This window comes from Rhodanobacter glycinis, assembly GCF_006438785.1.
Taxonomy (GTDB): Bacteria; Pseudomonadota; Gammaproteobacteria; order Xanthomonadales; family Rhodanobacteraceae; genus Rhodanobacter; species Rhodanobacter glycinis_A.
In genome coordinates, this window is record NZ_RCZB01000001.1 from 552,990 (window position 1) to 574,777 (window position 21,788).

General features: G+C 63.6%; 24 protein-coding genes and 1 pseudogene. 14 read left to right on the forward strand and 11 right to left on the reverse strand.

Going from position 1 to position 21,788, the window contains the following annotated elements; all coding sequences use genetic code 11:
• Nucleotides 1-136 precede the first annotated feature (136 nt).
• The 4 genes and pseudogenes from EAH75_RS02880 (at nucleotide 137) to EAH75_RS02885 (ending at nucleotide 1,693) form a co-directional block, all read left to right on the forward strand.
• Nucleotides 137-769 carry a class I SAM-dependent methyltransferase gene (locus EAH75_RS02880; protein ID WP_140804141.1) on the forward strand — a complete coding sequence of 211 codons (633 nt, stop codon included), beginning with the start codon at nucleotides 137-139 and terminating at the stop codon, nucleotides 767-769.
• A 151-nt stretch (nucleotides 770-920) separates the two neighbouring features.
• A pseudogene (locus EAH75_RS19585) lies at nucleotides 921-1,061 on the forward strand (IS4 family transposase); the annotation flags it as partial.
• Between the two features lie 69 nt (nucleotides 1,062-1,130).
• On the forward strand, nucleotides 1,131-1,277 hold the full coding sequence (locus tag EAH75_RS19590; RefSeq protein WP_161596267.1) for a hypothetical protein: 147 nt from the start codon (nucleotides 1,131-1,133) through the stop codon (nucleotides 1,275-1,277).
• A 113-nt stretch (nucleotides 1,278-1,390) separates the two neighbouring features.
• Nucleotides 1,391-1,693, forward strand: a complete 303-nt coding sequence (locus EAH75_RS02885; protein WP_140804143.1) for a hypothetical protein — start codon at nucleotides 1,391-1,393, stop codon at nucleotides 1,691-1,693.
• A 96-nt stretch (nucleotides 1,694-1,789) separates the two neighbouring features.
• On the opposite strand, the gene EAH75_RS02890 is transcribed toward EAH75_RS02885, so the two are convergent.
• On the reverse strand, nucleotides 1,790-4,891 hold the full coding sequence (locus EAH75_RS02890) for a sensor histidine kinase (protein WP_161596268.1): 3,102 nt from the start codon (nucleotides 4,889-4,891) through the stop codon (nucleotides 1,790-1,792).
• Nucleotides 4,892-5,033: 142 nt separating this feature from the next.
• Here EAH75_RS02890 and EAH75_RS02895 point away from each other — a divergent pair, with 142 nt between their 5' ends.
• Nucleotides 5,034-5,666 carry a response regulator gene (locus EAH75_RS02895; protein ID WP_140804148.1) on the forward strand — a complete coding sequence of 211 codons (633 nt, stop codon included), beginning with the start codon at nucleotides 5,034-5,036 and terminating at the stop codon, nucleotides 5,664-5,666.
• Between the two features lie 129 nt (nucleotides 5,667-5,795).
• On the opposite strand, the gene EAH75_RS02900 is transcribed toward EAH75_RS02895, so the two are convergent.
• Entirely contained in the window at nucleotides 5,796-6,500 is a 705-nt protein-coding gene (locus tag EAH75_RS02900) for an alpha/beta fold hydrolase (protein WP_140804150.1), read from the reverse strand.
• A 697-nt stretch (nucleotides 6,501-7,197) separates the two neighbouring features.
• Between EAH75_RS02900 and EAH75_RS20120 the strand changes: the two genes are divergently transcribed.
• Nucleotides 7,198-7,311 (forward strand): addiction module killer protein, encoded by a 114-nt coding sequence (locus tag EAH75_RS20120; RefSeq protein ID WP_428993487.1) that lies wholly within the window; start codon nucleotides 7,198-7,200, stop codon nucleotides 7,309-7,311.
• On the forward strand, nucleotides 7,308-7,604 hold the full coding sequence (locus EAH75_RS02910; protein ID WP_170212692.1) for an addiction module antidote protein: 297 nt from the start codon (nucleotides 7,308-7,310) through the stop codon (nucleotides 7,602-7,604). Before EAH75_RS20120 ends, EAH75_RS02910 begins: the two co-directional genes overlap by 4 nt.
• Before the next feature lie 134 nt (nucleotides 7,605-7,738).
• Here the strand turns inward: EAH75_RS02910 and EAH75_RS02915 are convergent, their stop codons facing one another.
• Nucleotides 7,739-8,098 (reverse strand): DoxX family protein, encoded by a 360-nt coding sequence (locus EAH75_RS02915; protein WP_140804152.1) that lies wholly within the window; start codon nucleotides 8,096-8,098, stop codon nucleotides 7,739-7,741.
• A gap of 124 nt (nucleotides 8,099-8,222) precedes the next feature.
• Nucleotides 8,223-9,095 (reverse strand): NmrA family NAD(P)-binding protein, encoded by an 873-nt coding sequence (locus tag EAH75_RS02920; protein ID WP_140804155.1) that lies wholly within the window; start codon nucleotides 9,093-9,095, stop codon nucleotides 8,223-8,225.
• A 136-nt stretch (nucleotides 9,096-9,231) separates the two neighbouring features.
• On the opposite strand from EAH75_RS02920, the gene EAH75_RS02925 reads away from it, so the two are divergent.
• Both EAH75_RS02925 and EAH75_RS20015 read left to right on the forward strand, forming a co-directional pair.
• Nucleotides 9,232-9,696 (forward strand): winged helix-turn-helix transcriptional regulator, encoded by a 465-nt coding sequence (locus EAH75_RS02925; RefSeq protein ID WP_140804158.1) that lies wholly within the window; start codon nucleotides 9,232-9,234, stop codon nucleotides 9,694-9,696.
• A 291-nt stretch (nucleotides 9,697-9,987) separates the two neighbouring features.
• On the forward strand, nucleotides 9,988-10,113 hold the full coding sequence (locus EAH75_RS20015; protein WP_277752525.1) for a hypothetical protein: 126 nt from the start codon (nucleotides 9,988-9,990) through the stop codon (nucleotides 10,111-10,113).
• Nucleotides 10,114-10,178: 65 nt separating this feature from the next.
• On the opposite strand, the gene EAH75_RS02935 is transcribed toward EAH75_RS20015, so the two are convergent.
• From EAH75_RS02935 to EAH75_RS20125, 4 genes are all read right to left on the reverse strand, one after another.
• Nucleotides 10,179-10,412, reverse strand: a complete 234-nt coding sequence (locus tag EAH75_RS02935) for a hypothetical protein (RefSeq protein ID WP_140804161.1) — start codon at nucleotides 10,410-10,412, stop codon at nucleotides 10,179-10,181.
• Between the two features lie 129 nt (nucleotides 10,413-10,541).
• The gene (locus tag EAH75_RS02940) at nucleotides 10,542-11,126 is read right to left on the reverse strand and encodes a chemotaxis protein CheB (RefSeq protein ID WP_140804164.1); all 585 of its coding nucleotides are present in this window, start codon (nucleotides 11,124-11,126) and stop codon (nucleotides 10,542-10,544) included.
• Between the two features lie 366 nt (nucleotides 11,127-11,492).
• Nucleotides 11,493-12,113 (reverse strand): DedA family protein, encoded by a 621-nt coding sequence (locus EAH75_RS02945; protein WP_140804166.1) that lies wholly within the window; start codon nucleotides 12,111-12,113, stop codon nucleotides 11,493-11,495.
• A gap of 735 nt (nucleotides 12,114-12,848) precedes the next feature.
• The gene (locus tag EAH75_RS20125; RefSeq protein ID WP_140805007.1) at nucleotides 12,849-13,961 is read right to left on the reverse strand and encodes an ABC transporter substrate-binding protein; all 1,113 of its coding nucleotides are present in this window, start codon (nucleotides 13,959-13,961) and stop codon (nucleotides 12,849-12,851) included.
• A 379-nt stretch (nucleotides 13,962-14,340) separates the two neighbouring features.
• Between EAH75_RS20125 and EAH75_RS02955 the strand changes: the two genes are divergently transcribed.
• Nucleotides 14,341-14,712 (forward strand): YciI family protein, encoded by a 372-nt coding sequence (locus tag EAH75_RS02955; RefSeq protein ID WP_140654018.1) that lies wholly within the window; start codon nucleotides 14,341-14,343, stop codon nucleotides 14,710-14,712.
• 45 nt (nucleotides 14,713-14,757) lie between these two features.
• Here the strand turns inward: EAH75_RS02955 and EAH75_RS02960 are convergent, their stop codons facing one another.
• The 3 genes from EAH75_RS02960 to EAH75_RS02970 all read right to left on the reverse strand — a co-directional run bounded on the left by EAH75_RS02960 (nucleotide 14,758) and on the right by EAH75_RS02970 (nucleotide 17,882).
• Complete coding sequence (locus tag EAH75_RS02960) at nucleotides 14,758-15,588, reverse strand: arginase family protein (RefSeq protein WP_140804168.1); 831 nt, start codon at nucleotides 15,586-15,588, stop codon at nucleotides 14,758-14,760.
• 204 nt (nucleotides 15,589-15,792) lie between these two features.
• Nucleotides 15,793-16,845, reverse strand: a complete 1,053-nt coding sequence (locus EAH75_RS02965) for an alpha/beta hydrolase family protein (RefSeq protein ID WP_140804170.1) — start codon at nucleotides 16,843-16,845, stop codon at nucleotides 15,793-15,795.
• 200 nt (nucleotides 16,846-17,045) lie between these two features.
• A complete protein-coding gene (locus EAH75_RS02970; RefSeq protein ID WP_140654025.1) occupies nucleotides 17,046-17,882 on the reverse strand; it encodes a hypothetical protein in 837 nt (278 codons plus the stop codon).
• Nucleotides 17,883-18,013: 131 nt separating this feature from the next.
• Here EAH75_RS02970 and EAH75_RS02975 point away from each other — a divergent pair, with 131 nt between their 5' ends.
• The 4 genes from EAH75_RS02975 (at nucleotide 18,014) to EAH75_RS02990 (ending at nucleotide 21,778) form a co-directional block, all read left to right on the forward strand.
• The gene (locus EAH75_RS02975; RefSeq protein WP_140654027.1) at nucleotides 18,014-18,925 is read left to right on the forward strand and encodes a LysR family transcriptional regulator; all 912 of its coding nucleotides are present in this window, start codon (nucleotides 18,014-18,016) and stop codon (nucleotides 18,923-18,925) included.
• Nucleotides 18,926-19,166: 241 nt separating this feature from the next.
• Nucleotides 19,167-19,715 (forward strand): cysteine hydrolase family protein, encoded by a 549-nt coding sequence (locus EAH75_RS02980; protein ID WP_140654029.1) that lies wholly within the window; start codon nucleotides 19,167-19,169, stop codon nucleotides 19,713-19,715.
• Complete coding sequence (locus EAH75_RS02985; RefSeq protein ID WP_240046297.1) at nucleotides 19,663-20,664, forward strand: GlxA family transcriptional regulator; 1,002 nt, start codon at nucleotides 19,663-19,665, stop codon at nucleotides 20,662-20,664. Before EAH75_RS02980 ends, EAH75_RS02985 begins: the two co-directional genes overlap by 53 nt.
• A gap of 166 nt (nucleotides 20,665-20,830) precedes the next feature.
• Nucleotides 20,831-21,778 (forward strand): alpha/beta hydrolase, encoded by a 948-nt coding sequence (locus EAH75_RS02990; RefSeq protein WP_140654031.1) that lies wholly within the window; start codon nucleotides 20,831-20,833, stop codon nucleotides 21,776-21,778.
• Nucleotides 21,779-21,788 lie beyond the last annotated feature (10 nt).

The following is a 21,788-nucleotide window of genomic DNA, read 5'->3' on the forward strand; positions in this document are numbered from 1 at the left end:
CGCAGATGGACGCCTCCGGGCTGGCGTAGCGCCGGCCATCTGCGGCCTTCGGGTCCGGGTAGACGGTGAATCAGCCCTGGATCGCCCCCTCGCACACCGCGCGCTCGTCGAATGCCCAACCGTAAAGGAGATCTCTATGTACGACAAATCCAAGCTATCCGAGTTGATCCGGTTCGCACGAGTCGATGCGGGCTCCATCGTCATCGACGTTTACCCAGGTGACGGCGATTGGACGCGCCTCTTCTCCGACGTCGTGGGACCCGAAGGACGGGTCTACAGCTTCGTGCCGACAGAAATTGCCGAATTAAGGCCCGATCAGGTGGACCGCATGCGGACGCTCGCGAAGGAGTCGGGCCGAGAGAACGTCGAAGCCGTCTCGGCGGACCTCGTGGCGATGCAGGAGGCCACGCCACCAGCGGATGTCCTGTGGCTGCACCTGTTTTACCACGATCTCTACACCCCGCTGATCCAGGCCAGGGGCGCGACGGCGGCGCTCTTCAATCGAACTGCCTACGAGCGGCTGAAGCCCGGTGGATCCTACATCATCGTTGACCATGCCGCCGCCGTCGGCGCGGGCACGAGCGACGCCCAGTCGCTGCATCGGATTGAGCCTGCATCCGTTCGCGAGGAGGTGGAGGCGGCTGGCTTCGTACTGGACGCGGAAAGCACCATACTCGCGAACAAGGACGATACTCACTCGATCAAGGTGTTCGATCCCTCGATCAAGGGCGAGACCGATCGCTTCGCCTATCGGTTCGTGAAGCCCTGAGAGGTCGCCGAACTTTCGAAACCGGGTCGGAGTCTGAGGTATCCCCACATTTCCAGGCGTTGGATCAACGACTTGCCGAAGTCGTGGATAGCTAGAAGTGCGCGCATGGCGAAGTCTTCAAGGCGACGAAACCATACGAGGACCGCTGACCATGCGCGCCAGCCGAGTATTGCAGAAGTGTCTTGCCCGTTCACTGGAACCCATGCATGACGCGCGTTCGCGCGTACTGCTGCGCTCGATCGAGGCGCTGGTGGCGGGTCGACGATTGACGTTGATGGACGTGGCTCGCGCATCGTGAGCGCGAGCAGATTTATGCCGACACGGCGCGCTGGCTGTTGCGCAGCAAGCGCCCGGTGACCCGATGGCGAGCCTCATCGATTGGGCGGACCGTTGCTATGGCGATATCCATGCCGCACGCGCCCGCTTTGACGGCACGCCCGATGACGCCCCACGTCAGGCTTCTTCTGCTCGATCGGAGGTGCCGCCTGTTCACAAGAAGGTGGCGTGAGGCTCGGTTGACGGCAAAAAGGGGTCCGCAAAAAGGGGGCGCAGGTTCATTTTCCCTCATCAAGCTGGCGGACAAATTCGAAGCGTTCTGCCGCAAGACGGACGCCGTGTTTGATGCGAAGCTCGCCAAATTGGCGCCACCTCGACCTGCCAGCCTACCGTGGCGATCTGGCCACGATGGATGCGCTGCGTCCGCGCCTGGCGCGGCTGTCCAAGTTGAGCCAGCGCGGCGACGACACCCAGATGGCGCTGGGCAGCGACCTGATGAGCACTGCGCCGGAGGGTTACGCCGTGCTCAAGGTCACCGGCAAGGGGCAGGGCGTGGACGACCTGCGCAAGATGCTCGCCACCCGCTTCGCCCGCGGCCCACGCACCCCGTCGACGCCAGTCACCCCGGCCGAACCTGCGGTGGCCTGATCGCTGGCTGATCCCGGCAGCACGTCGCAGGAAAGCCCCGCATCGCGGGGCTTTTTTGTGAAGAGAGTCAAAAACGATGTCAGAAACGCATAACACCTACTCGGGCGGCTCGGGTTTCATGCGTCGGAAAAAGAGCGATTGCATCCTTTTGGCATAGGCCATGTCTGCACGCAGCTTGAGCTCGATGCTTGTGCCGCGGTGTTCGCCGGACCCCATGTGGAGGATGGCGCCGATTTTGCGCGCTCGCTCCTGCATGCCCACAAGGCCCCAGTGGTTGCGGATGTTTCCGCTTCCCGATACCGCTTTGGCAATGCCGCATCCATCGTCGGCGCAGACAAACATGAAATGGCGTCGGGTGAAAATGATCCGGCAATCGATGCTCGTGGCCTCGGCATGGTGGAACGCGTTTGCCATGGCCTCACGGGCAATCATGCGCACTTCCTCATGCACGATCGATCGGAGGGTCGTAGGCGTTCCCTCCACCCGAAGCTGGAACGTCGTCGTGCTTTCCTGGGCGAGGTTCTCGCCAAACTTTCGCAGGTCCTCCACCAGATCCTCGCCGGACTCAGCTTCCGTACGTAGGGCGCTTACCCTTTCCCGCCCTTCCTTCAGGGTCTGCTCGGACCGCGACAAGCTGTCTTCCAGAAAAACCCTGGAGGGATTGTCGGGGGCCATGTTGTCAGTGATGACCTGAAATCGCAGCACCAGCATTTCGAATCCCTGCAGCAAGGTGTCGTGAAGCTCCCTTGCGATCCGCTCACGTTCCATGACGCGTTCCCTGAGGCCGGTCTCGATCCGCTTCCGGTGTTGATGCAGGCGTATCAGGAAAAGGAACCAGAGCAGTGCGGCAAAAACGACCGCAAGCAGGATTTGAAACCAGATCGTCTGGAAGAACGTGGGGGGAATTCGGAAGGTTATCGCCGCTCCTGTTTCATTCCAGACGCCATCGTTGTTCGCCGCGATGACCTTGAATGTATAGGTCCCTGGCTTGAGGTTGGTGTAGAAGGCCTGCCGGCGAGTACCGGCGTCCGTCCAGCCCTTGTCCATGCCCAACAGCTGGTAACGGAAGCGATTCCGGTCGGACAGGGTGAGGCTGAGCGCGGTGTATCCCAGCGACACTGCGGTGGTGGACTGGGGGAGCGTCACGTCGTGGTAGGCCGAAAGGGATCGGCCGTTCGCCGTCAGGTTCCGGATGAAGACGGGAGGGGGGATTTCATTCCTTGCGAGATGGGCGGGGTCGATCATGGCGACGCCATCGTGGACAGCGAACCATAGCTTGCCGTCACCGCTGACCACCGCACCCGTGTCGGATGCGGATCGTCGTGACGGCGCCAGCGGCGTGACAAAGTCGGTTGAGCCATCAAACCTTCGATAGCGGACAGAGTGGGCATGATCGCGATAACGCGCGGCCAGTTCGTGCGCTGGAATCTGCGTGACTCCCGATGGCCCTTTTAGCCACAGACCATCGCGCTGTGTCGGTATGACGACGCTAGCATTGGCAAAGGTCGAACCATCCGCAGCCCGGACGATTTGGAATTCCTTTCCATCAAAAAAGCCGAGTCCATCCGTTCCCGAGATCCATACCTGTGACCCGGATGCCCCACCGGCAAGGGGACGTCCCAGTTCAAGCCCGTGACCGGGAGTGAAGAAGGTTCGTCTGGTGCCATCGACCATGACGACGGCATGGTGGGTGTAGTACTCGAGCCACGCGCGTCCGCTTGCGTCCAGGAATTGTGCATCCGGAGCGATGGTTGCCTCGTTTCCGGAGAAGACCGGGATCTTCTCCCATCGGCCTTCATCGTCGAGTGTGTATTCGCCGTAGCCGCTTATGGTCAGCCACAAGCGTCCATGGGCATCGCCAACGATCCCGTCGATGAGGGGTCCGTTGACGCCCGGTGGAGACGTCACCCTGGTCAGGTCTCCCTTGTCGTCTTTCCAGAGCGCGCGACTCTGCCAGCTTGCATCGGATTGCATCGCCGCCCACAGCGTGCCCCTGCGATCCATGTAGAAGCTGCGAGTGAACCAGACACTAAGAGGGTAGGGCTTGGCATCGTGCAGCGGGATCAGCAACGGGGAGGCACCGAACTGGCTTGCCCAGACTTCGGAGCGTGGACCGGTGATCAGATCCGACGGCGTGTGGCCCAGGTTGATCCGGGTGGCACTGCGCTCGCTGAATCGATCCAGTCCGTTGGTGGTGCCCACCCAGATGTTGCCCTCCCGATCTTGCAGGAGGGCATTGGTCTCCGCGCTGGAAAGGCCGTCGGCGGCGCGAAACGAATCCTTTTCGATGTCATCGGTCGTGACGGTCGGGACTGCGCCGATCAAGCCCGGACCGACGCGGAACACACCGCGGTCCGTGGCCATCCAGAAGGATCGAGCATGGTCGAAGCGGATCGCATAGATGCCTTGCAGCGGTTCGCCGGAGACGGTGACATGATCGTGCAGCAGCGATACGGGGAAATGGAGGATCGTGTGAGCGACGGGATCGGCCAGCCAGATCGAGCCGTCCGGTCCGGCGCAGACTTGTGTCCATGTACTGACCTTGAGGCCGGTCTCCTGGAAGGTCCGTGTGCCCCGGGGCAGAAAATGGACGGATTCCCCACCGGTTACCCAGAGCGTGCCCGCGCCATCGACGATGACGCGTCCCGCCGATTTTTCAGGGTAGTTCCAGGCCGGTCCGATCTTTTCCCAGCGGCCATGAGAGAGACGGGCGAGACCAGTCACGGAGGCCTGGACAGCGCCGGCCTTTTCGCCACCTGACAGCGTCACCGCGGCCCAGATGGCGCCGTCCCCGGTTTGCGCGAGACTGGTGACACGGCCATAAGGCAAGCCCTGTGGCGCGGTGTACACCGTGGCGACATCCTGCTTCAGGAAGGCGACGCCGTCCCGATAGCCTATCCAGAGACCTCCATCGCCAGTCGGCAGAAGCGCGCTCACTTCGCTGACGGGCTGGTCTTCATTGAACTCCAGGTAGGGCTCGAACTTCATGCCGTCGAAGCGGTAAAGGCCCGTCGACGTGCCGATCCAGAGAAATCCGTCCGTGGTCTGCGCGAGGGAGTACACACTGCCGCTGAGCCCCGACGACTCATTCCACGAATCATGCCGCATCTGCCTGATGGGTCTGGCTGGATCAGGCCCCGGGACACTGAAGCCGGATGCTCTGCCCGCGACGAGCAAAACGACGATGACGGCAAGCATCGATGCCCATGGACGAAGGTGCCGCATACACCCGAAAGTCCCGCCTGCCAGGCAGGATTGGCCGTGTCGGTGGGTTTTGCGGCGGCGTATCATGGTGGTCACGCATTGCACCCGGGATGCTCCAGCCATCCATTTCACGCCAATGGCCAGCAACGACAAAATCCGCATTCTTTGCGTCGATGACCATCCGGTGGTCCACGATGGAATCTCTTTCGCGCTGCAGTTTCAAAGCGACATGGAGCTTGTTGGCGGTGCTTCGAATGGACCGGAGGCTTTGGAACAGTTTCGCAGACTCGGTCCCGATGTGACCCTGATGGATTTGCAGATGCCGGGAATGAGCGGACTTGAAGCCCTTGAAGCCATACGGCGGGAGTGCCCGACAGCCCGCGTCATCGTCTTGACCACCTACGCCGGGGACGTGCGTGCCAAGCGCGCCATATCGGCTGGAGCTTCAGGGTATCTCCTCAAGAGTACGCTTCGCACTGAACTGGTCAGAACCATCAGATACGTTCAGCAAGGCCTGCGCTGCGTACCCCCCGAGGTTGCCGGCAGCCTCGCGCAGCATTATGACGCGGATGATTTGACCGAAAGGGAAATAGAGATACTGCGCCTCATCGCTGCCGGAAATTCGAACAAGATGGTGGGATGCCGCCTGTCCATTACCGAAGAAACAGTGAAAAGCCACGTCAAGAACGTATTGAGCAAGCTCAGTGCAAACGATCGAACGCACGCGGTTCAAATTGCCATGCAGCGTGGTTTTCTGGCGCTTCCCTGATTAGCCGGAGGACGACTGCAGGATATCCGGCGATGGGTTGTCACGATATGAATCATCCGAGCCATCAGCCTGCTGAGCCGGGGAGACCTTGTTTGTTCCGGTCTCCCCGACCAGGCGCGGTTCATGGCATCAGGCGGCGCTTTTCACCATGACGGCAGCGGCTGCTTTTCGAATGAAGTCGATGACGACCTCGGGTTGGGAGAGCATGGGGACGTGGCTGCTTTCCAGCTCGATCATCGTCGCCCCCATGCGCTTCGCCAGGAAGCGCTGAAGATCCGGATGCACGGTATGGTCGTTCTTGGCCACGATGTACCAGTTCGGCTTTGACTTCCACGCGATGGCATCGAGCTTCTGCTGCTGGAACAGGTCGGCAACAGGGGCGTAATGCGTTGCCCAGACGAGCTTCTTCTCATCTTCGGGCAAGTCGCCGGCGAAGAATTCAACGCCGTTCGGCAGCATCCAGGCACGCCCATCGGCTATCTCGACGCGGCTGAATACATCTGTCGGATACTTGTCGAGCTGGTTCTGCACTGTCTCGCCAACATCCGGGGCAACGGCCGCAATGAAGACCAGTCCAACCACGCGCTCGTCGTTTCCCGCCGCTGTGATGGTGGCGCCGCCGTACGAGTGACCCACCAAGAGAACGGGGCTGCCGACACGGTTGAGAGTGCGCTTCAACGCGGCCACGTCCTCGGCGAACGAATCCAGGCCGTACTGGGCCGCGATCACTTCGTGCCCGTCCGCCTGCAATGCCGGAATCACCTTGCCGAAGCACGAGCCATCCGCCCAGATGCCGTGCGCGAATACGATAGTTGCCTTGCGTTGCTTGTTCATGAGTGTTCTCCAGTTCTGGATCTGGGTGAAAACCTCTGCGCGCCTTGGCTCGGGCCGGCGAGAGTCTCTGGCCGGCTGGAGCATTACCAACAGGCCTTTGCTTTCCGGTGGCGGCGGGTTTGCGCCATGCCGACCTCCGGAATGGCGTCAGCGTAAGTCTCGACCCGATGTTGGTACTCCCTCTTTCGAGTGATAGACGGGAATGAATCCGAACTCCAAAAACGGAGCGGGGGAAGTCCGGTGGGTCGCCCCGTCAACTTGCGACACCGAAAACCGGGACGGAGGAAGTTAAGGAGGGGCGCCAGGTTCACTTAATGCGGGTCCACCTGACCGCACGTCGGTTGGTGGCAGCTCGCGCGTTGGCGAAGCGTCGAGTCTTGGATTCGATCATGGCGTATTGCCGGGGGCAGTAGCCGTAGCGAGATTCTCTCTTCCCGCACTTCATGAGTTGAGTTCGCGACCATCCACGATGGCTCGATTGAGTGACAACCACAGTTTACACTTCGCCTGTGTTTGAACTGGTCAAATCCGCGACGTTCGATGCCTAGTTCGGCAGCTTGCGCGATGTTCGCGCCAGGGCGCGGATCGCGGCGCGGCTCGACCGCATCGCCGACGGAAACTTTGGCGACGTCAAGCCGGTAGGCGGCGGAGTCAGCGAGTTGCGAATCGATTACGGATCCGGTTACCGGGTGTCTACATGCAGCGCGATGCGGTGCTCGTGGTGGTGCTGGCTGGTGGCGACAAGCGTACCCAGCGTATCGACATCAAGACAGCCCAGCGCGTTGCAGACGAGTGGGAGCGTGGATCATGAAAGGCGTGCGCGAGACCTTTTCCCGTTACGACAGTGCCGACTACCTCAAGACCGAGGCGGACATCGCCGCTTATCTTGAGGCGTGCGCGGAGGAAGCGCCCAACGACCCCGTGTTCATGCTGAAAGCCTTCGGCGCGGTGGCGCGCGCACGCAACATGAGCCAGCTGGCCGAAGCTGCCGGTATGACCCGGGCCGGTCTGTACAAGGCGTTGTCGGGTGAAGGCAACCCCAGCCTTGCCAAACACCATGAGGGTGGCGAAGGCGCTCGGCTATCGACTGGCCCTGGTGCCTGATCGGGAGTGATGTTGCGCGGCCTCATCCAGCATGAACTGGTGGGAGATGTGTCCTGCTGCACGACAGTTCCATAGAAATCCGCAGAGCTCAATGTCTCGCGGCCAGCGCAGCTTCCCTGTCGCGGTGCTGTCAGTCACGCCGAGACGGTGAGCCGCTTGCGCCAGCTTATCCAGCCAACCACAAGTGACAATATCGCCGCGACGAGTGGTGGCACAGCGTGCCTGTATTCGCCGTGGATGATGACGGTCGCGAGGGCGGCAAGCATGACGGTGCAGCCGAGTGCCGCGCCCAACAGGCGACTCGGCGCCCGGGAAAGCAGAATGGCAGCGGTGAGTTCCAGCGATCCGGTCACGAAATGGAACCAGTGCGGGTACCCCCACTTCAGGTATTCCTGGTAGATGGATCCCGGGGCGATGATATTGCTGAGTGAGCCCACGACGAAGAAAGCGACAAGTGCGAAGGGCAAGATTTGGCGCCAGGAGATTTTGGACATGGGTCTGACCTTGAATGATGAGTTTTCTACCGAGGGACGGTGTGACTACCCAAACCGGAATCGTGATGGGATGCGATCTCCGGAGTCGATTCCGAAACTCGTATCCCATCGCTGATCCGCGGGCCTAAGCCGTCGCGGCCTTCAGGGCCGCCGCGAAGACATCGTGGGCGGAGGTCGTGCCGGGGACGTGCTGTGTACCCGCGACTCCGAGGTCCATCCAGCCTGAGTTGACGGCGTCATACATCGCTTCGGCCGGTCCGGTCTGGCCCGTCGGAATGCCGAGCTGCTCGAACGCCGCCGGCCACCCGGCCCGCGGGACGGCAAACGCTTTGACGTCGACCTTCAGGACTTCACCCAATTGCGTGGCTACTTCATCCGCGCTGACCATCGAACCGAGCTCGATGACCCGATGCCCCGACCATGCGGGCCCGGTCAGAAGCGATGCAACTTCGGCGCCGATGTCGTGGGTCGCGACCATGGTCGATTTCCGATCTGTCGGGTTGTTGTAGACGGGGAGCGTGCCACCCTGGGCAACATGCAGGCCGTAGAGGAAGTTTTCGAAAAATCCGCCGGCGCGCACATAGGCGACCGGCAAGGTCAGGTCGCGAAATGCCTGCTCCAGAAGCGACAGGGCGGTGATCATTCCCAGCCCGCTGGTTCTGTTTGCACCCATCGACGAGAGTGCCACCACCCGCGGCGGTGCTGCCTGGGCAAGCGCACCAACATAGTTCGCAATCACGGCCTTCGCTTCTTTGTAGTCAGGCGAAGGCGCCCATACCGCCGGCAACATGACAAACGCGCCTTCGACATCTTTAAGCGCCAGCTCAATGGCTGCCGAATCATTCCAGTCGCCGTCTACCAGTTGCACGCCCTGGTCGGCCCACTTCGCTGCCTTTTCACGATTACGGACGAGCGCGCGTACTTCTCTGCCTTGCGCCAACAGATGTTTTGCCGTGGCGCCGCCAACTTTTCCCGTAATTCCCATGACTAAAAACATGAGCGTTCTCCTGATCTGTGGGGTTTCTGTATGTAGAGGCCAACTAACAGGCCTGGGGTAGGTCTACTATAGAGACCGCCTCCGCGTGCCGTAAGGAGGCAGTTTTTTGTAACCAGCAGATCTCGAGGAATTCCGCATGAGCAACGCATCGAGTGCCATCGAAAGATTCAGCCGATATCCGTTGGGCGAGTCCCAATCCGTGCACTGCCCGGTGCGCGACGTGCTCGACCGTATCGGCGACAAATGGAGCATGCTCATGATCATGGCTCTCGCGATGCGACCGCACCGCTTCAGTGAGCTTCACCGCGCTGTCCATGACATTTCCAAACGCATGCTCACCCAGACCTTGCGCGATCTGGAGCGCGATGGACTGATCACCCGCCATGTCTTTCCGACCAAGCCGCCGAGTGTTGAATATCGTCTGGCCCCGCTGGGCCAATCGCTGCTGGACCCGATGGCGGGCCTCATCGAGTGGGCGGACCGTTGCTATGGCGACATCCATGCCGCACGCGCCCGCTTTGACGGCACGCCCGGTGATGTCCCACGTCAGACTCCTTCTACTCGATCGAAGGTGCCGCCTGTTCACAAGAAGGTGGCGTGAGGTTCGGTTGACGGCAAAAAGGGGTCCGCAAAAAGGGGGAGCAGGTTCATTTTCCCTCATCAAGCTGGCGGACAAATTCGAAGCGTTCTGCCGCAAGACGGACGCCGTGTTTGATGCGAAGCTCGCCAAATTGGCGCCACCTCGACCTGCCGGTCTACCGTCGCGATCTGGCCACGATGGATGCGCTGCGCCCGCGCCTGGCGCGGCTGTCCAAGTTGAGCCAGCGCGGCGACGACACGCAGATGGCGGTGGGCAGTGACCTGATGACCAAGAGCGCTGGAGGGTTACGCGGTGCTCAAGGTCACCGGCAAGGGGCAGGGCGTGGACGACCTTCGCAAGATGCTCGCCAACCGCTTTGCCCGCGGCCCGCGCACTCCCTCGACGCCGATCACGCCGACCGAGCCGACGGTGAACTGATCGCGGGTCGCCTCCGACAGCAGGTTGCAAAAAGCCCCGCATCGCGGGGCTTTCTTTTGAGCCGGTTACACCGCCTCGTTCTTCTTTGCCCCGCGGATATTCATCGCCGCCAGACATAGCTGCAGCACGATCAGTGCGTAAGCATCGGTGTGCCAGCCCCAGATGATCCAGAGCACATTGCTCGCCAGGAAACACCAGAAGCCCACGCCGCGGCGTGTTTTCGTCCGTGACGAAACGTACCAGGCCGCAATCACCGTAACGACCATGGCCGGCCACTGAACAAGTCCGAGGTAATCCATGCTGCTGTGCCTCTGGAAAAGTGGGCGCCATGATCGTGCGCTTGCGGCGGACAGCATGACCATCGACGCATGATCTCTTCGTATTTCCACCGGAACGCGTTCCTTCGCCAAGCGGATTCCGCCTTCCGGCTACCGTTCGGCATGTGCAATTTGCACGATGGCCTTGGCGATATCCTCGGGAGAGAGTACGAAATCGACGAAGCCACTGGCGATGGCGCTTTCCGGCATGTCGGGCTGCCGTGCCGTGTCGAGACGCTGTGCGATCGTGGTGCCGCCGACTTCCTTGATGGCGCGAAGCGCCTCGGCGCCGTCTCCGTCGTAGCCGGAGACGATCACGGCAATCAGCTTGCCGTCCCAGTGTTCCGCCAGGGAGCGCAGGAACACGGTGATGACATCGGGCCATCCCCGCGGCTTCGAGATCGGTTCGAGCCGAAAGTCGCCGTGAAGCACGTGCAGGTCTCGCTGCGCAGGAATGATGTAAACCCGATTGGGTTCAATCCGCAGGCTATCGACGATGAGTTCCACGGGCATCGTGGTGAAACCCGGAAGGATCTCGTGAAGCCGAGAGGCGAACTTTCTCGCATGGTTGACGATGACGACCGCGACGCCCATGTCGTTTGGCAGGTGTTTCAGCAACCGGATATAGGCGTCGAGACCGCCGGCCGATCCGCCCACGCAGACAATCGGGAAATCCCGCCCAGTACGGACTTTCATTCGTCTGCCTCCCTCACCGGTGGTCCAAAGCAGGGGCGCAGTGGTCTGACGACCTGGCAGACCGACGTGCGTCGAGCGATACATCCAGAGCAAACACCGACTGGACTTCTCCCACCCTGGACCATGTCATGAGTTGGTGACGTGATCAGGCGAAGAGGCTCGGGGTCATTTTCTCGCGCTGGACGGCGGCAGGGGCATCATTGAGACTTTCCGACCCAGCCGCCAGCAACCCGCTGACGGACATGAGGGAAAAGATGCCAGCAGGCTCACGTATCCTCAGTGAGCCGCAGAGACCATTGATGGGCATCGTGAATCCTGCATGGCGTCCGAATCATTGCCCGACGCCATGCTTCGGCGAGCAGCGGATCACTCGTCGCGCAGATGCCGCACGTGCCGCCACACATACAAGCCGAAGGCGATCAGAAGGGCGGCGAGGATGACCGCATCGAAGCGGTGGAACCAGCCGCCCAGGGTGTCCCAGTGCTGCCCCAGCTTCACCCCGATCCAGGCCAGCAGCGCGCACCAGATGAGCGAGCCCAGGAAGGTGTAGAGGCAGAACCGCCAGATCGGCATGCGTGCCACGCCGGCGGGAAAGGCGATGAAAGTGCGCACCACCGGCAGCAACCGCCCCGCGAAAATGATGATGCCGCCATGTTCGCGAAACCAGCGGTCGGCCAGATCCAGATCGCTGCGCGAAACCAGCACGTACTTGCCGTAGCGCTCCACCAGCCTGCGGCCGCCCCACGCGCCGACCGCGTAGGCCAGCAGCGAGCCGAGCACGCAGCCGATGGCTCCGGCCAGCACCACGATCCACAGCACCAGGGTGCCCTTGAAAACGAGATAGCCGGAGAACGGCATGATTACTTCCGACGGCAACGGAATGCAGGCGCTCTCGACGCCCATCAGCAGCACGATGCCCAGGTAGCCGCTGCGCGTGATCAGGTCGATGATGGCCGCGGCAAGCAGGCTGAACAGTTTCGCGATCATGGGTTTCCGTGAGTGCGGGGAAAGCGCCAGGTTGTGGGCGAGAGCATCTGGCTGGGTGGATGCGACCGCCGCATTTTCAGCGAGGGCCGCCGGCTCCGCGAGCATCGGGCACGTCGGCAGGCAACCGCGCACCCGATCCGGCGCGACACGCTACTTCCGCGCTGGTGCGGTGGGAGGGCAGCGTGCGGCGCTCGCCATGAAGGGCACGTGCAGTGGCGGCCGGTTTCCTGGTACCCGGCATCGTCCTGGCGTACGGATATTCGCCGCGCCGGTGCCGACCGCCTTCGACGCAGCCCGAAGGCGCAGGCGATGACACACATGGATTTCGCCAGCTCCCAGGCGCACGCGATCATCGCGAGCCCGAGGGCGAAGGGCGCGAGCGCCGAGGCGCTGGCGAAGCTGAGCGCCGACATGGAGACGTTCAAGGTGAAGTACGCGAACCCGATGTACCGCCTGCCGATGACGTTCGCGGAGATCTTTCCGGTCGGCATGCTGGTGTCGCTGGTCTCGGCGGGCCTGCTGCGCAACAGCCGGTTTTTGCCGGCACCTGGGTTGAAACGTTTGTGGTCGTCGTTGAGTCGGGTGACGCGCGACGCGGGTTTCAAACAATGCGGTTTTATTTGCGAAAGACCGCTTTCGCCACCTATGTGCGCCGCTCGCAAGCGTCCGCTTTCGGGGAGTCCATTTTTCCAGGAGTGGCGGCAAAATACTGGTCGTACCAACCTCCGTGTGCGCTCAGCCGGCGTGAAGAATCCGAAAGCGATCGGGTTGCGCCGGATCCCGATCGACGACCTGGATTGGCGCCCAAGCCCATTGCCAAACGCTGATACCTGGTGTGCGGGTGAACTGGATCTGCCCGCGGGTACCTTCGACTGCAACGCGGGGCCAGGCTTCAGCCATGCGCGCCCGGTCCGCGCCATGCGAACGCAGCACCTCGGCAAGGACGGCGATGGTGTCGTATCCCTCGAAGGCGACAAAGGAAGGCGCTTGGGCCAGGCGCTCGCACAGGGCCGTTTCGACGCGCACACCGAGTGGGCTGAGGCGCCCGGGCAGGTAGCGCAAGAACGGGATCGCAGCGCCGTCGTCACCCAGCAATGCCGTCCATTCGGCGAACTCCGGTTGCCCGGCTGGAGCACCTATCAGGATCCCGGCGAGGCGCGGGTCGTGACGCACGGATTTGACGATCGACACCGCCGGCTCCGGGAAGCCGACCAAAAGAAGAAGAGCCGTCGCGCGATGCTCGACGAGTTGGTCGCACGCCGCCGTCGGGTCGAGCACTCCCATGTCGAGTTCGATGACCGTGCCGCCGCGTGGCGCGAGGTGGTCCCGCAGAATGCGGGCGCCAGCGGCCCAGTAGACACTGGCCTGAGCTGCCAAGAGGATTCGACGGTGGCCTGCGCCGAGGAGGAAGTCCGCGTAGAGCTGCCAGCCGCGAGACTGCGGCGGCGCCAGGCGCGCGACCCATTCCGTCGGCTGTTCGGTGAGCGCGTCGAGAACCGCTGACGCGCAGAGGAACGGCAGGCCGAGAGCGTCGGCCCTGGCCGCCGCGGCGCGAGCGACGACGCTGTGGTACTCCCCCACCAGGGCCGCCACGCCCAGGCCAGCCAATTCATCCACGGCCGCCGTGGCTCTCTGCGGATCAGCCGCGGTGTCTCGAACGATCAGTTCGAGTGGTCTTCCGACGATCCCGCCGGCGTCATTGACGTCGCGAACGGCCAGCTCGACTCCGGCGAGCAAGTGTCGGCCCGCCTCGACCCAGCCAGGCCGGGTGAGCGGAACGAGCACGCCGATATGGATGGCCGATTCGTCAGTCCGCTCCGCTCCAGATGACAATGGTGGCGTAAGCATGCGTTGGCATCTCGAATAGGTGGTGAATTGGGTGCGGCTGCGGTTGGATGTCGACAGGATCGAGGATTCGAAGTTTATCCCCGCTCTGGGATGCAGTTGCACTCGGCATCGACGTCGCCACCACGGCCACCATCGGCGACACTGCTCGAAACCGTCGAGCACGTTACGAGTTGAACAAGACCTGCTCGTCGGACGGACTAGCTATATCTGGCCGTCGTCGGCCCGTGCGGGTCCGATGACGGCCGTGCAAGCTGCGGCGGGCAGAGGCCGACCCAAAGCGGACAGGCTGGCCGAGACCCCGCTACAAACTCTCCCGGAGCATTGTCGATTTCCGATCATCAGCTTCGTCGTCAATACATCACCACCCAAAGGATCTCCCATGAAATACCTCGGCCTGGCCTACTTCACTCCCGAAAAATTCGCCGCGATGGCGCCAGACGATGTCAAGGCATTGGTGAGCCAATGCCCGGCATTGGACGAGAAGATGCGCGCTACCGGCAAGGTTCTGGTTTCCGCGTCGCTTGGCGACCTGGACAGCTGGAGGACGCTTCGCCCGCGCAGCGGCAAGACGCACGTCAGCGATGGGCCTTACGCCGAGTCGAAGGAAGTGGTGGGCGGCCTGTTCATTATCGAGGCGGACAGTCGTGACGAGGCGCTGCGCATCGCATCCATGCACCCGGCCGCCACGCTGGGCGAAGAAGGCGGATGGGCCGTCGAGCTTATCCCCATGGATTTCTACCTGGCTCAATGATGGCCTGGGCGCCTGCATCAAGAATGCGAGTCGATTTTTTTGTGGCTACGAAACGTCCATCGTTGCGCGAGGCTGGTCCGCGCTTCCCGGATCGATCGCTGCCTCGCAGAGCCGCGCAATCACCTGGCTGCCTTTGCGGGCCTCATTTTCATCGGACGGAGCAAATTCGGTGATCGTAAGTCCGACTACGTCGGCTTCGCGCGCGATGCGGCCGACCAACGCGATCGCATCTTCGATCCCTAGACTGCCGTCGGGATATGCGAGGTAAGGAAATTCGCGCGGATCGAGCACGTCCAGGTCAAAATGAATGTGCACCGGCCCGTCGATGGTTGCTTGGGGATCCAGCAGTTTCAGATCCAGTTCGCGCTGCAACGCCCAGTCGCCATCATCGCCGACACGGATGCCGAAATAGTGAAAGCGTGCCGGATCAACCGGCGTGCCCAGGAAGGGCCGCATCGGCTCCGCGGCACGCCCCAGGATCGCGCTTACCGGCATGCCATGGAAGTTGCCACTGGGGGACGTCTCAGGCGTGTTGGCATCGAGATGCGCATCGATCCAGATCACGTGGAGGTCAGGATGTATGCCGTTCAGATAGCCGATCACCGCGACATCCACGGCGCAATCGCCGCCGGCGGTCAGGACGCGCCCGGCACCGGAGTGCGCGAGAATATCCTGCGCGCTGCGGAACTGCGCAAAGATCGCTTCCCACCGGTGGACGCCGTTAGCATCATCCACATGGTTGTCATCCAGCGGTACCCGGATCAGCGGGGCGTACTGCCCGCAGACCGCAGCCGCCGCTGCTGCACCGCGCGGAAGGTTCTCGTGCCGCCCCGATCCTTGCCATTGTGGGTAGGAAAGGCTGATGTCGAACGGCATGGTCTTAAGTGCTCCTTTCGATCGTTATTTCTCGACGACGCCATCGTCTGGCCGAGATCATCGCCTGGCTGAAACAACGTCAGTGCTGTGGCGTCGTACTATCACACTCCACACCAACCTGCTTCATCAGACGGGGCCGAGTGCCTGCTTCCGCCGCCGTGCGCTTTTCTTGCGACCTCGACGACGGTCGACGAGCACGAAGGCTCAGTGTGCAGCGGCGCCCAGCGTCTTGCGGAAGAACGCCAGTGCGCTGGCGTTGATGCGCTGGTGCGCCGCGACGCGATCGACGCCAGGCGGGTCCTTGCAAAGGTCCGCTGCGTCCTTGCCGAGTTGCGGCGAGCATGGCGCGAGAAACACGTAATGCCCCGCCTTGGGAATCATCTTGGTGCCGGCGAGCGTCCTGATCAGCGGTGCGATGTGCAGAACGTTTTCCTGCGGCAGCAGCACCTGATCGTCCTGACCGTAATAGAGATAAACCGGCCGGTTGACGTGGGCAAGACCGGCCTTGTCGAACACCAGGCTCAGCGGCGCCATGACGAAGGCGGCTTTCACGCGCGGGTCAGCGGGCTTGCCCCACTGGTCGACGCTTGCCTGCAGTGCGGCGAGGGCCGCTGTCGCGGTCCCCTGGGACTGGAGCTTCTGCAGCATCGCGCAGTCCGGGTCTTTGGGATGTCGTGCGCAGTAGCCGACGTAGAGATCGAAACGCGGTACCGCACCGACAACCATCAGCGCGGCGTAGCCGCCAGCGGAAAAACCGGTGACACCGATCCGGTTCGGATCGATCAGCGTCTTCCAGTGCGGATCGTTCAACAGTTCGCTGACCGCGGCCTTTACCTGGATCGGCCGGCCGGCCAGCACGGCGGCAGTTCCGACGCCGCTCATGTCGTGGAAATTGTCCTTGGGGTGTTCCAGCGTCGCCACCACAAAGCCGTGGCTCGCCAGGTAGGCCGCGAGATCGTGATGGCCCAGGTCCGACCCGCCATGCCCGTGCGAGATCACCACCAGCGGCTTGGCGCCGGCGATGGGCGGTGCGTCGGGCGTGGCATGCAATTCGTAAGGCCCGCGCCAGGTGACCTTCGAGGGTTGCGCGGATGGGTAGAACACGTAGCCGGGCGTCGTGCCGCCGTTGACCGGGTCGTGAATCGCGATCGCCTGGAATCCCACGCCGGTCACGGCCTGGGCGATGGCGGCGACTGGCGCGAGGAGCAGCAGGATGAGCATGCGGCTCACCAGAGCAAGGCGTGAACGACTATTCATGCGGTCGACCTTCCACGAAAGAAGGCGGAATTGTAATGAGTCGGCACGCAGTTATGGCAACTGGAAAACCTCGGGGCCGCAGGAAGTCAAATCCAGGGCGGGTAACTTCGGTACCCGGTCGGTGCGCCCGCCTGCCGTCGCCCTTTGGCCAGCACGCGCTGCGTCCAGGGATCTTCCTCGCCTTTTCCGTCAGGGTCGGGTCACCCTCGGGGCTGGCCCTGGGCGATCCACAGGCGTCCTGCCTGCAGGTCCAGCGTAATCACCTTGTCGTGCAGGAACGGCATGCCCAGGTTGCCGTCGAGGATCATGTCGGGGGTAAATGCCATGCCCTGTGCGCGCAGTCCGGCAGCGACAGCGAAGCTGGCCTGTTGCGGACCCTTGGCCGTCGGGTCGAGGCCGAGAAGCGTCGCGTAGGGCTGGGATACCAGCAGGGTTCCACCGTTGCCGGTATCCAACTCGAACCACAGCATGCCCCTGGACGTGGCCACGCCCACGGAAGCGGCCAGCGCGCGGCCCTGCATCTCGCGCGACCGCAGCACGGGCAGCTCGCGGGCGTGGGCGATGCGCGCCTGCAGGCTCGCTGGCGATTCGATGATCAGGCGTCGGCCCGGAATATCCACGGTGATGGTCTTGCCGGCGAAAAGGTCGAGCGCGATGGAGCCGGCCACCGGTGCCGCATCCTTGGCCACCAGCGGCGCAACGTCGAGCACCGCCGTCACCGGCGCGCGGAATACCTGGTCGCCCAGCGTGAAGTCGATGCTGTCGCAGCGGGGCGCATCCAGCCGCTGCCCCATCATCTGGAAACCGCTCAGGCGTCCCCACGGCTTGCAACCGGCCTTGGCGGCAAAGGCCGGCGACAGCAAGGTGATTCCACCGGCCGTATCCAGCAGAAACAAGCCGTCGTGGCCATGGACCGTGGCATGCAGGGCGACGGTCTTGCGATAGCTTTCCAGCTTGAACACCGCCTGTGGCTGCGCGGCGGCGGCCGCTGCGCTGATGAAAAGGAGGCCGGCCAGGGCCATGAAGAGTCGTCGCATGAGTGGGGGTTCCGGGGCAGGGGATGGGCGAGAGCCAGCGGGAGGAACGGCAGCCGTGACACTTTATCCGCGGCGGCCGCCTGCTTATTCTGGCGTTGCTGAAATCACTCTTTGGTGCCGCTGAAGAATCCATGGACCGTCTCCAGAGCATGCTGTACTTCGTGCGCGTGGTAACGCTGAAGAGTTTCAGCCGCGCGGCCGCCGAGCTGGGCGTGTCCGCCGCCACGGTGACCACCCATGTGCGGCAACTCGAGCAGGCGCTCGGCGTGCGCCTGCTCGACCGCAACACCCGCTCGCTGAAGCTGACCGAGGCCGGCGCGATCTATGTCGAGCACTGCCGGCAAGTGCTCGGCGACATCCGGCACATGGAAACCCTGCTGGCGCCGCGCGGCAAGGCGCTTCGCGGCGTGCTGCGAGCGGACGTGCCGGTGGTGCTGGGCCGGCGGATCATTGCGCCGCAGCTGCCGGCCTTCCTGCGCCGGTACCCGCAGATCACGCTTGAGCTGTCGATGGAGAACCGTTCCGACGACCTGATCGGCCGCGACTGGGACTGCGCGATCCGCATCGGCGAGCTGCCGGATTCCTCGCTGGTCGCGCGCCGACTGGGCACGGTGCGCTGGATCACCTGCGCCGCGCCGGCCTATCTCGAGCGCGCCGGCGAACCGCGCACGCCGGAGGATCTGCTCCGTCACAACTGCCTCGGCTTCATGCCGGTCGGCGAGCGGACGCCGGTGCCATGGCAGTTCGTTCGCGATGGCCGGACGGCCCACGTTGCGGTCCGTGGCAACGTGCTCATGGATTCGCTGGACCCGCTGCTGGACGCGGCGGTCGCTGGTGTGGGGATGGTCCAGGTCGACGCGTCGACGGCACGCGCGCTGCTGGCCGACCATCGCTTGCAGCGGGTGCTTGCGGACTTCGAAGCGGACGGACCGCCGATCACGCTGATCGCCAGCGGTCGTCGGCAGATGCCACCGAAGGTGGCGGCCTTCGGCGAATTCGTTGCCGGCCTGCTGACCGAAGGCGGCGGGCAGGGTGTGCTGTAGCGAGTCCGATGCGCTCCCGGGAAACGTATGCCGTGCCGCGCGATGCCATCTATGCACGGCGAGCGGCATGTCCGGGATGCGGCCGAGTTCATTCGGCGAAGCTCAAGTTCACGGGTTCAGGGCGAGCGCGCCGTGCTTGCCGGCGGCTGGCCGGATCCGTCCGCTCGTGGTCCGCCACGGTGCTCGTTGGCCGTGCGCGCCGTGCCTAAAGTGGTGACTCCCTTGCCGATGGAGTTGCCCCATGTCCAAGCTGCCAGCCGTACTGGTCATCGATGTCCAGCAGTCGTTCCTGCATGCGCCGTACTGGCGCGAGGACGATGTACCCGCTTTTCGCGAAAACCTGTTGAAGCTGCTCGATGCGGCGGCAGCGCGCGGCTGGCCGATCGTGCGGATCCTGCACGAAGACAACGACGCGCATTTCAGCGCGGCGTCCGGCCTGGTGCGGCCGATGGCGTGGGTGCCGGAGGCGCACGACGTGGTGTTCCACAAGCACGTCCACAACGCCTTCACCGATACCGGCCTGCAGACCTGGTTGCGCGAGCGCGGCATCGACCGGGTCATCGTCAGCGGCATCCGCTCGGAACAGTGTTGCGAGACCACGGCGCGCGTGGCTTCGGATCTGGGCTTCTCCGTCGACTACGTGACCGAGGCGACGCTGACGTTTCCGATGATCCACGCCGGCAGCGGAACTCGCTACGATGCGCAGGACATCAAGCAGCGTACCGAACTGGTTCTGGATGGCCGCTTTGCCCGCATTTGCACCGTCGATGACGTCCTCGCCGATCACTGAGGTGTGCTTCGTGCTGCCGCCGGCGCTGATCCTGCTGGATCTCGCCGGCGCAGCCGATGCTTTCCGGATCGCCGCGTCGATGGGGCTGCCGGTGCGCCTGCGGATGGTGGCGCCCATACAGCGCGGCGAGGCCGCCTCGACCGCGCTGGGCGTGGGCCTCGCCGGCATCGAACCGCTGCCGGCTCAGCTGGGCGAGCACACGCTGATCGTGGTTTGCGGCGCCACCGGCAGCGGCGAGGCGGTGTTGTCGTCGCCCGCCAGCAAGTCCCTGGTCGAATGGCTGCGGCAGCATGGCGGCAACGGCCGGTCGCTGGCCTGTGTTTGCTCCGGCGCACTGCTGGCCGGCGCCGCCGGCTTGCTGGATGGCCGGCGCTGCACCACCCACCACAGCCTGCTCGACACGCTGCGCCGACTGGTGCCCAGCGCCGAGGTACTGGACAGCCGCGTGTTCGTCGAGGACGGCGAGGTGTGCACCAGCGCCGGCATCACGGCGGGCATCGACCTGGCCTTGCACCTGATCGCCGCACTCGGTTCGCCATGGCTGGCCGCCGCCGTCGCGCGCGAGATGGCCGTCTATATGCGGCGTGCGTCCGGCGATCCGGCGCTGTCCCCATGGCTGGAGGGACGCAACCACATGAGCATGGCCATCCATCGCGTGCAGGATGCGCTGGCAAAGGCGCCCGATCAGGACTGGCCGCTGGCGCGTCTGGCCGACATCGGGCACATGAGCGTGCGCAGCCTTACCCGCCACTTTCGCGAGGCCAGCGGCATGTCGATCAACCGCTACCACGGGCGGCTGCGACTGGCGCTTGCCCGCCAGGCACTGGCCAGCGGCGACAGCGTGGAACGCGCGGCGGAACGCGCCGGTCTGGGCTCGGCACGCCAGCTGCGTCGACTGTGGTCGGTCGACGCCGGCGACAGCCCCGCGTCGGCGCGCCGGCGGCACTGAAAGCCCCTTCACCACGTTCCCGGTGCGGGAACCGTGGACTGCCGCCGGCCTGCCCGAAGAAATCCATGGAAGCGGCTGCAGCAGGCCCGATGCGGCGTGCAGCATGCAGGGCCTGCTTGCTGCGTTGATCGCACAACCTTGGCGAGCGCCAGAACGGAGGAGCGTCATGAAGCTTTGGGTCATTGCCCTGTGTCTGCTGGCCGCATGCGCTGGCGCGCCTGCGAAGACGTTGGTCTGGCAGCCCGCTGCCGGACATACACAGATATCGCTGTGGCCAGGCACACCGCCGAATGCCAAGCCCATGCCGGGGGCCGAGTACACCGCGACCGGCAAGAAACTGATCGGCGGCAAACCCATCACCGGCGTCTACAACGTGTCGCAGCCCACGATGACGGTCTACGCCCCGATCGGAAAGAACACGGGAACCGCGGTGGTGGTGTTTCCGGGTGGCGGCTTCCAGGGTCTGGCCATGGATCTTGAGGGCACCGACGTCTGCGACTGGCTGACGACCAAGGGCATTACCTGCGTGCTGTTGAAGTATCGCGTGCCGAGTATCCCTTATGTCTGGCAATGCGATTGCCGTCCGCACAACCGCGAGCTGTCGGTGCCGTCACTGCAGGACGCGCAGCGAACGATGCGGCTGGTGCGCCATCACGCCACGGAGTGGCATATCGATCCGCACAAGGTGGGCGTGCTCGGGTTTTCGGCGGGCGGCTTTCTGGTGGCGGAGATCAGCACGAACTTCGCGCGGCACCTGTATGCACCCGTGGACGCCGCCGACACGGAAAGCGCCCGGCCGGATTTCGCCATGCCGATCTACCCGGGGCATCTCGCGACCGATGACGACAAGTTCAATGCCAATGTCCCGGTCTCACGCGAGACGCCGCCGACGTTCCTGGTGCAGGCGGAAGACGACTACGTGGATGGCGTCAACCAGTCGCTGGCCTATTACATCGCGCTGAAGAACGCCAAGGTGCCGACTGAGATGCACCTGTACGCGCACGGCGGGCATGCGTTCGGGCTGAGGCCCACGTCGAATCCGATCACGCGCTGGCCCGCCCTGGCCGAGACGTGGATGAGCACGATCGGGATGCTTCCCGCGGTGGGCCAATAAACCATGGTCG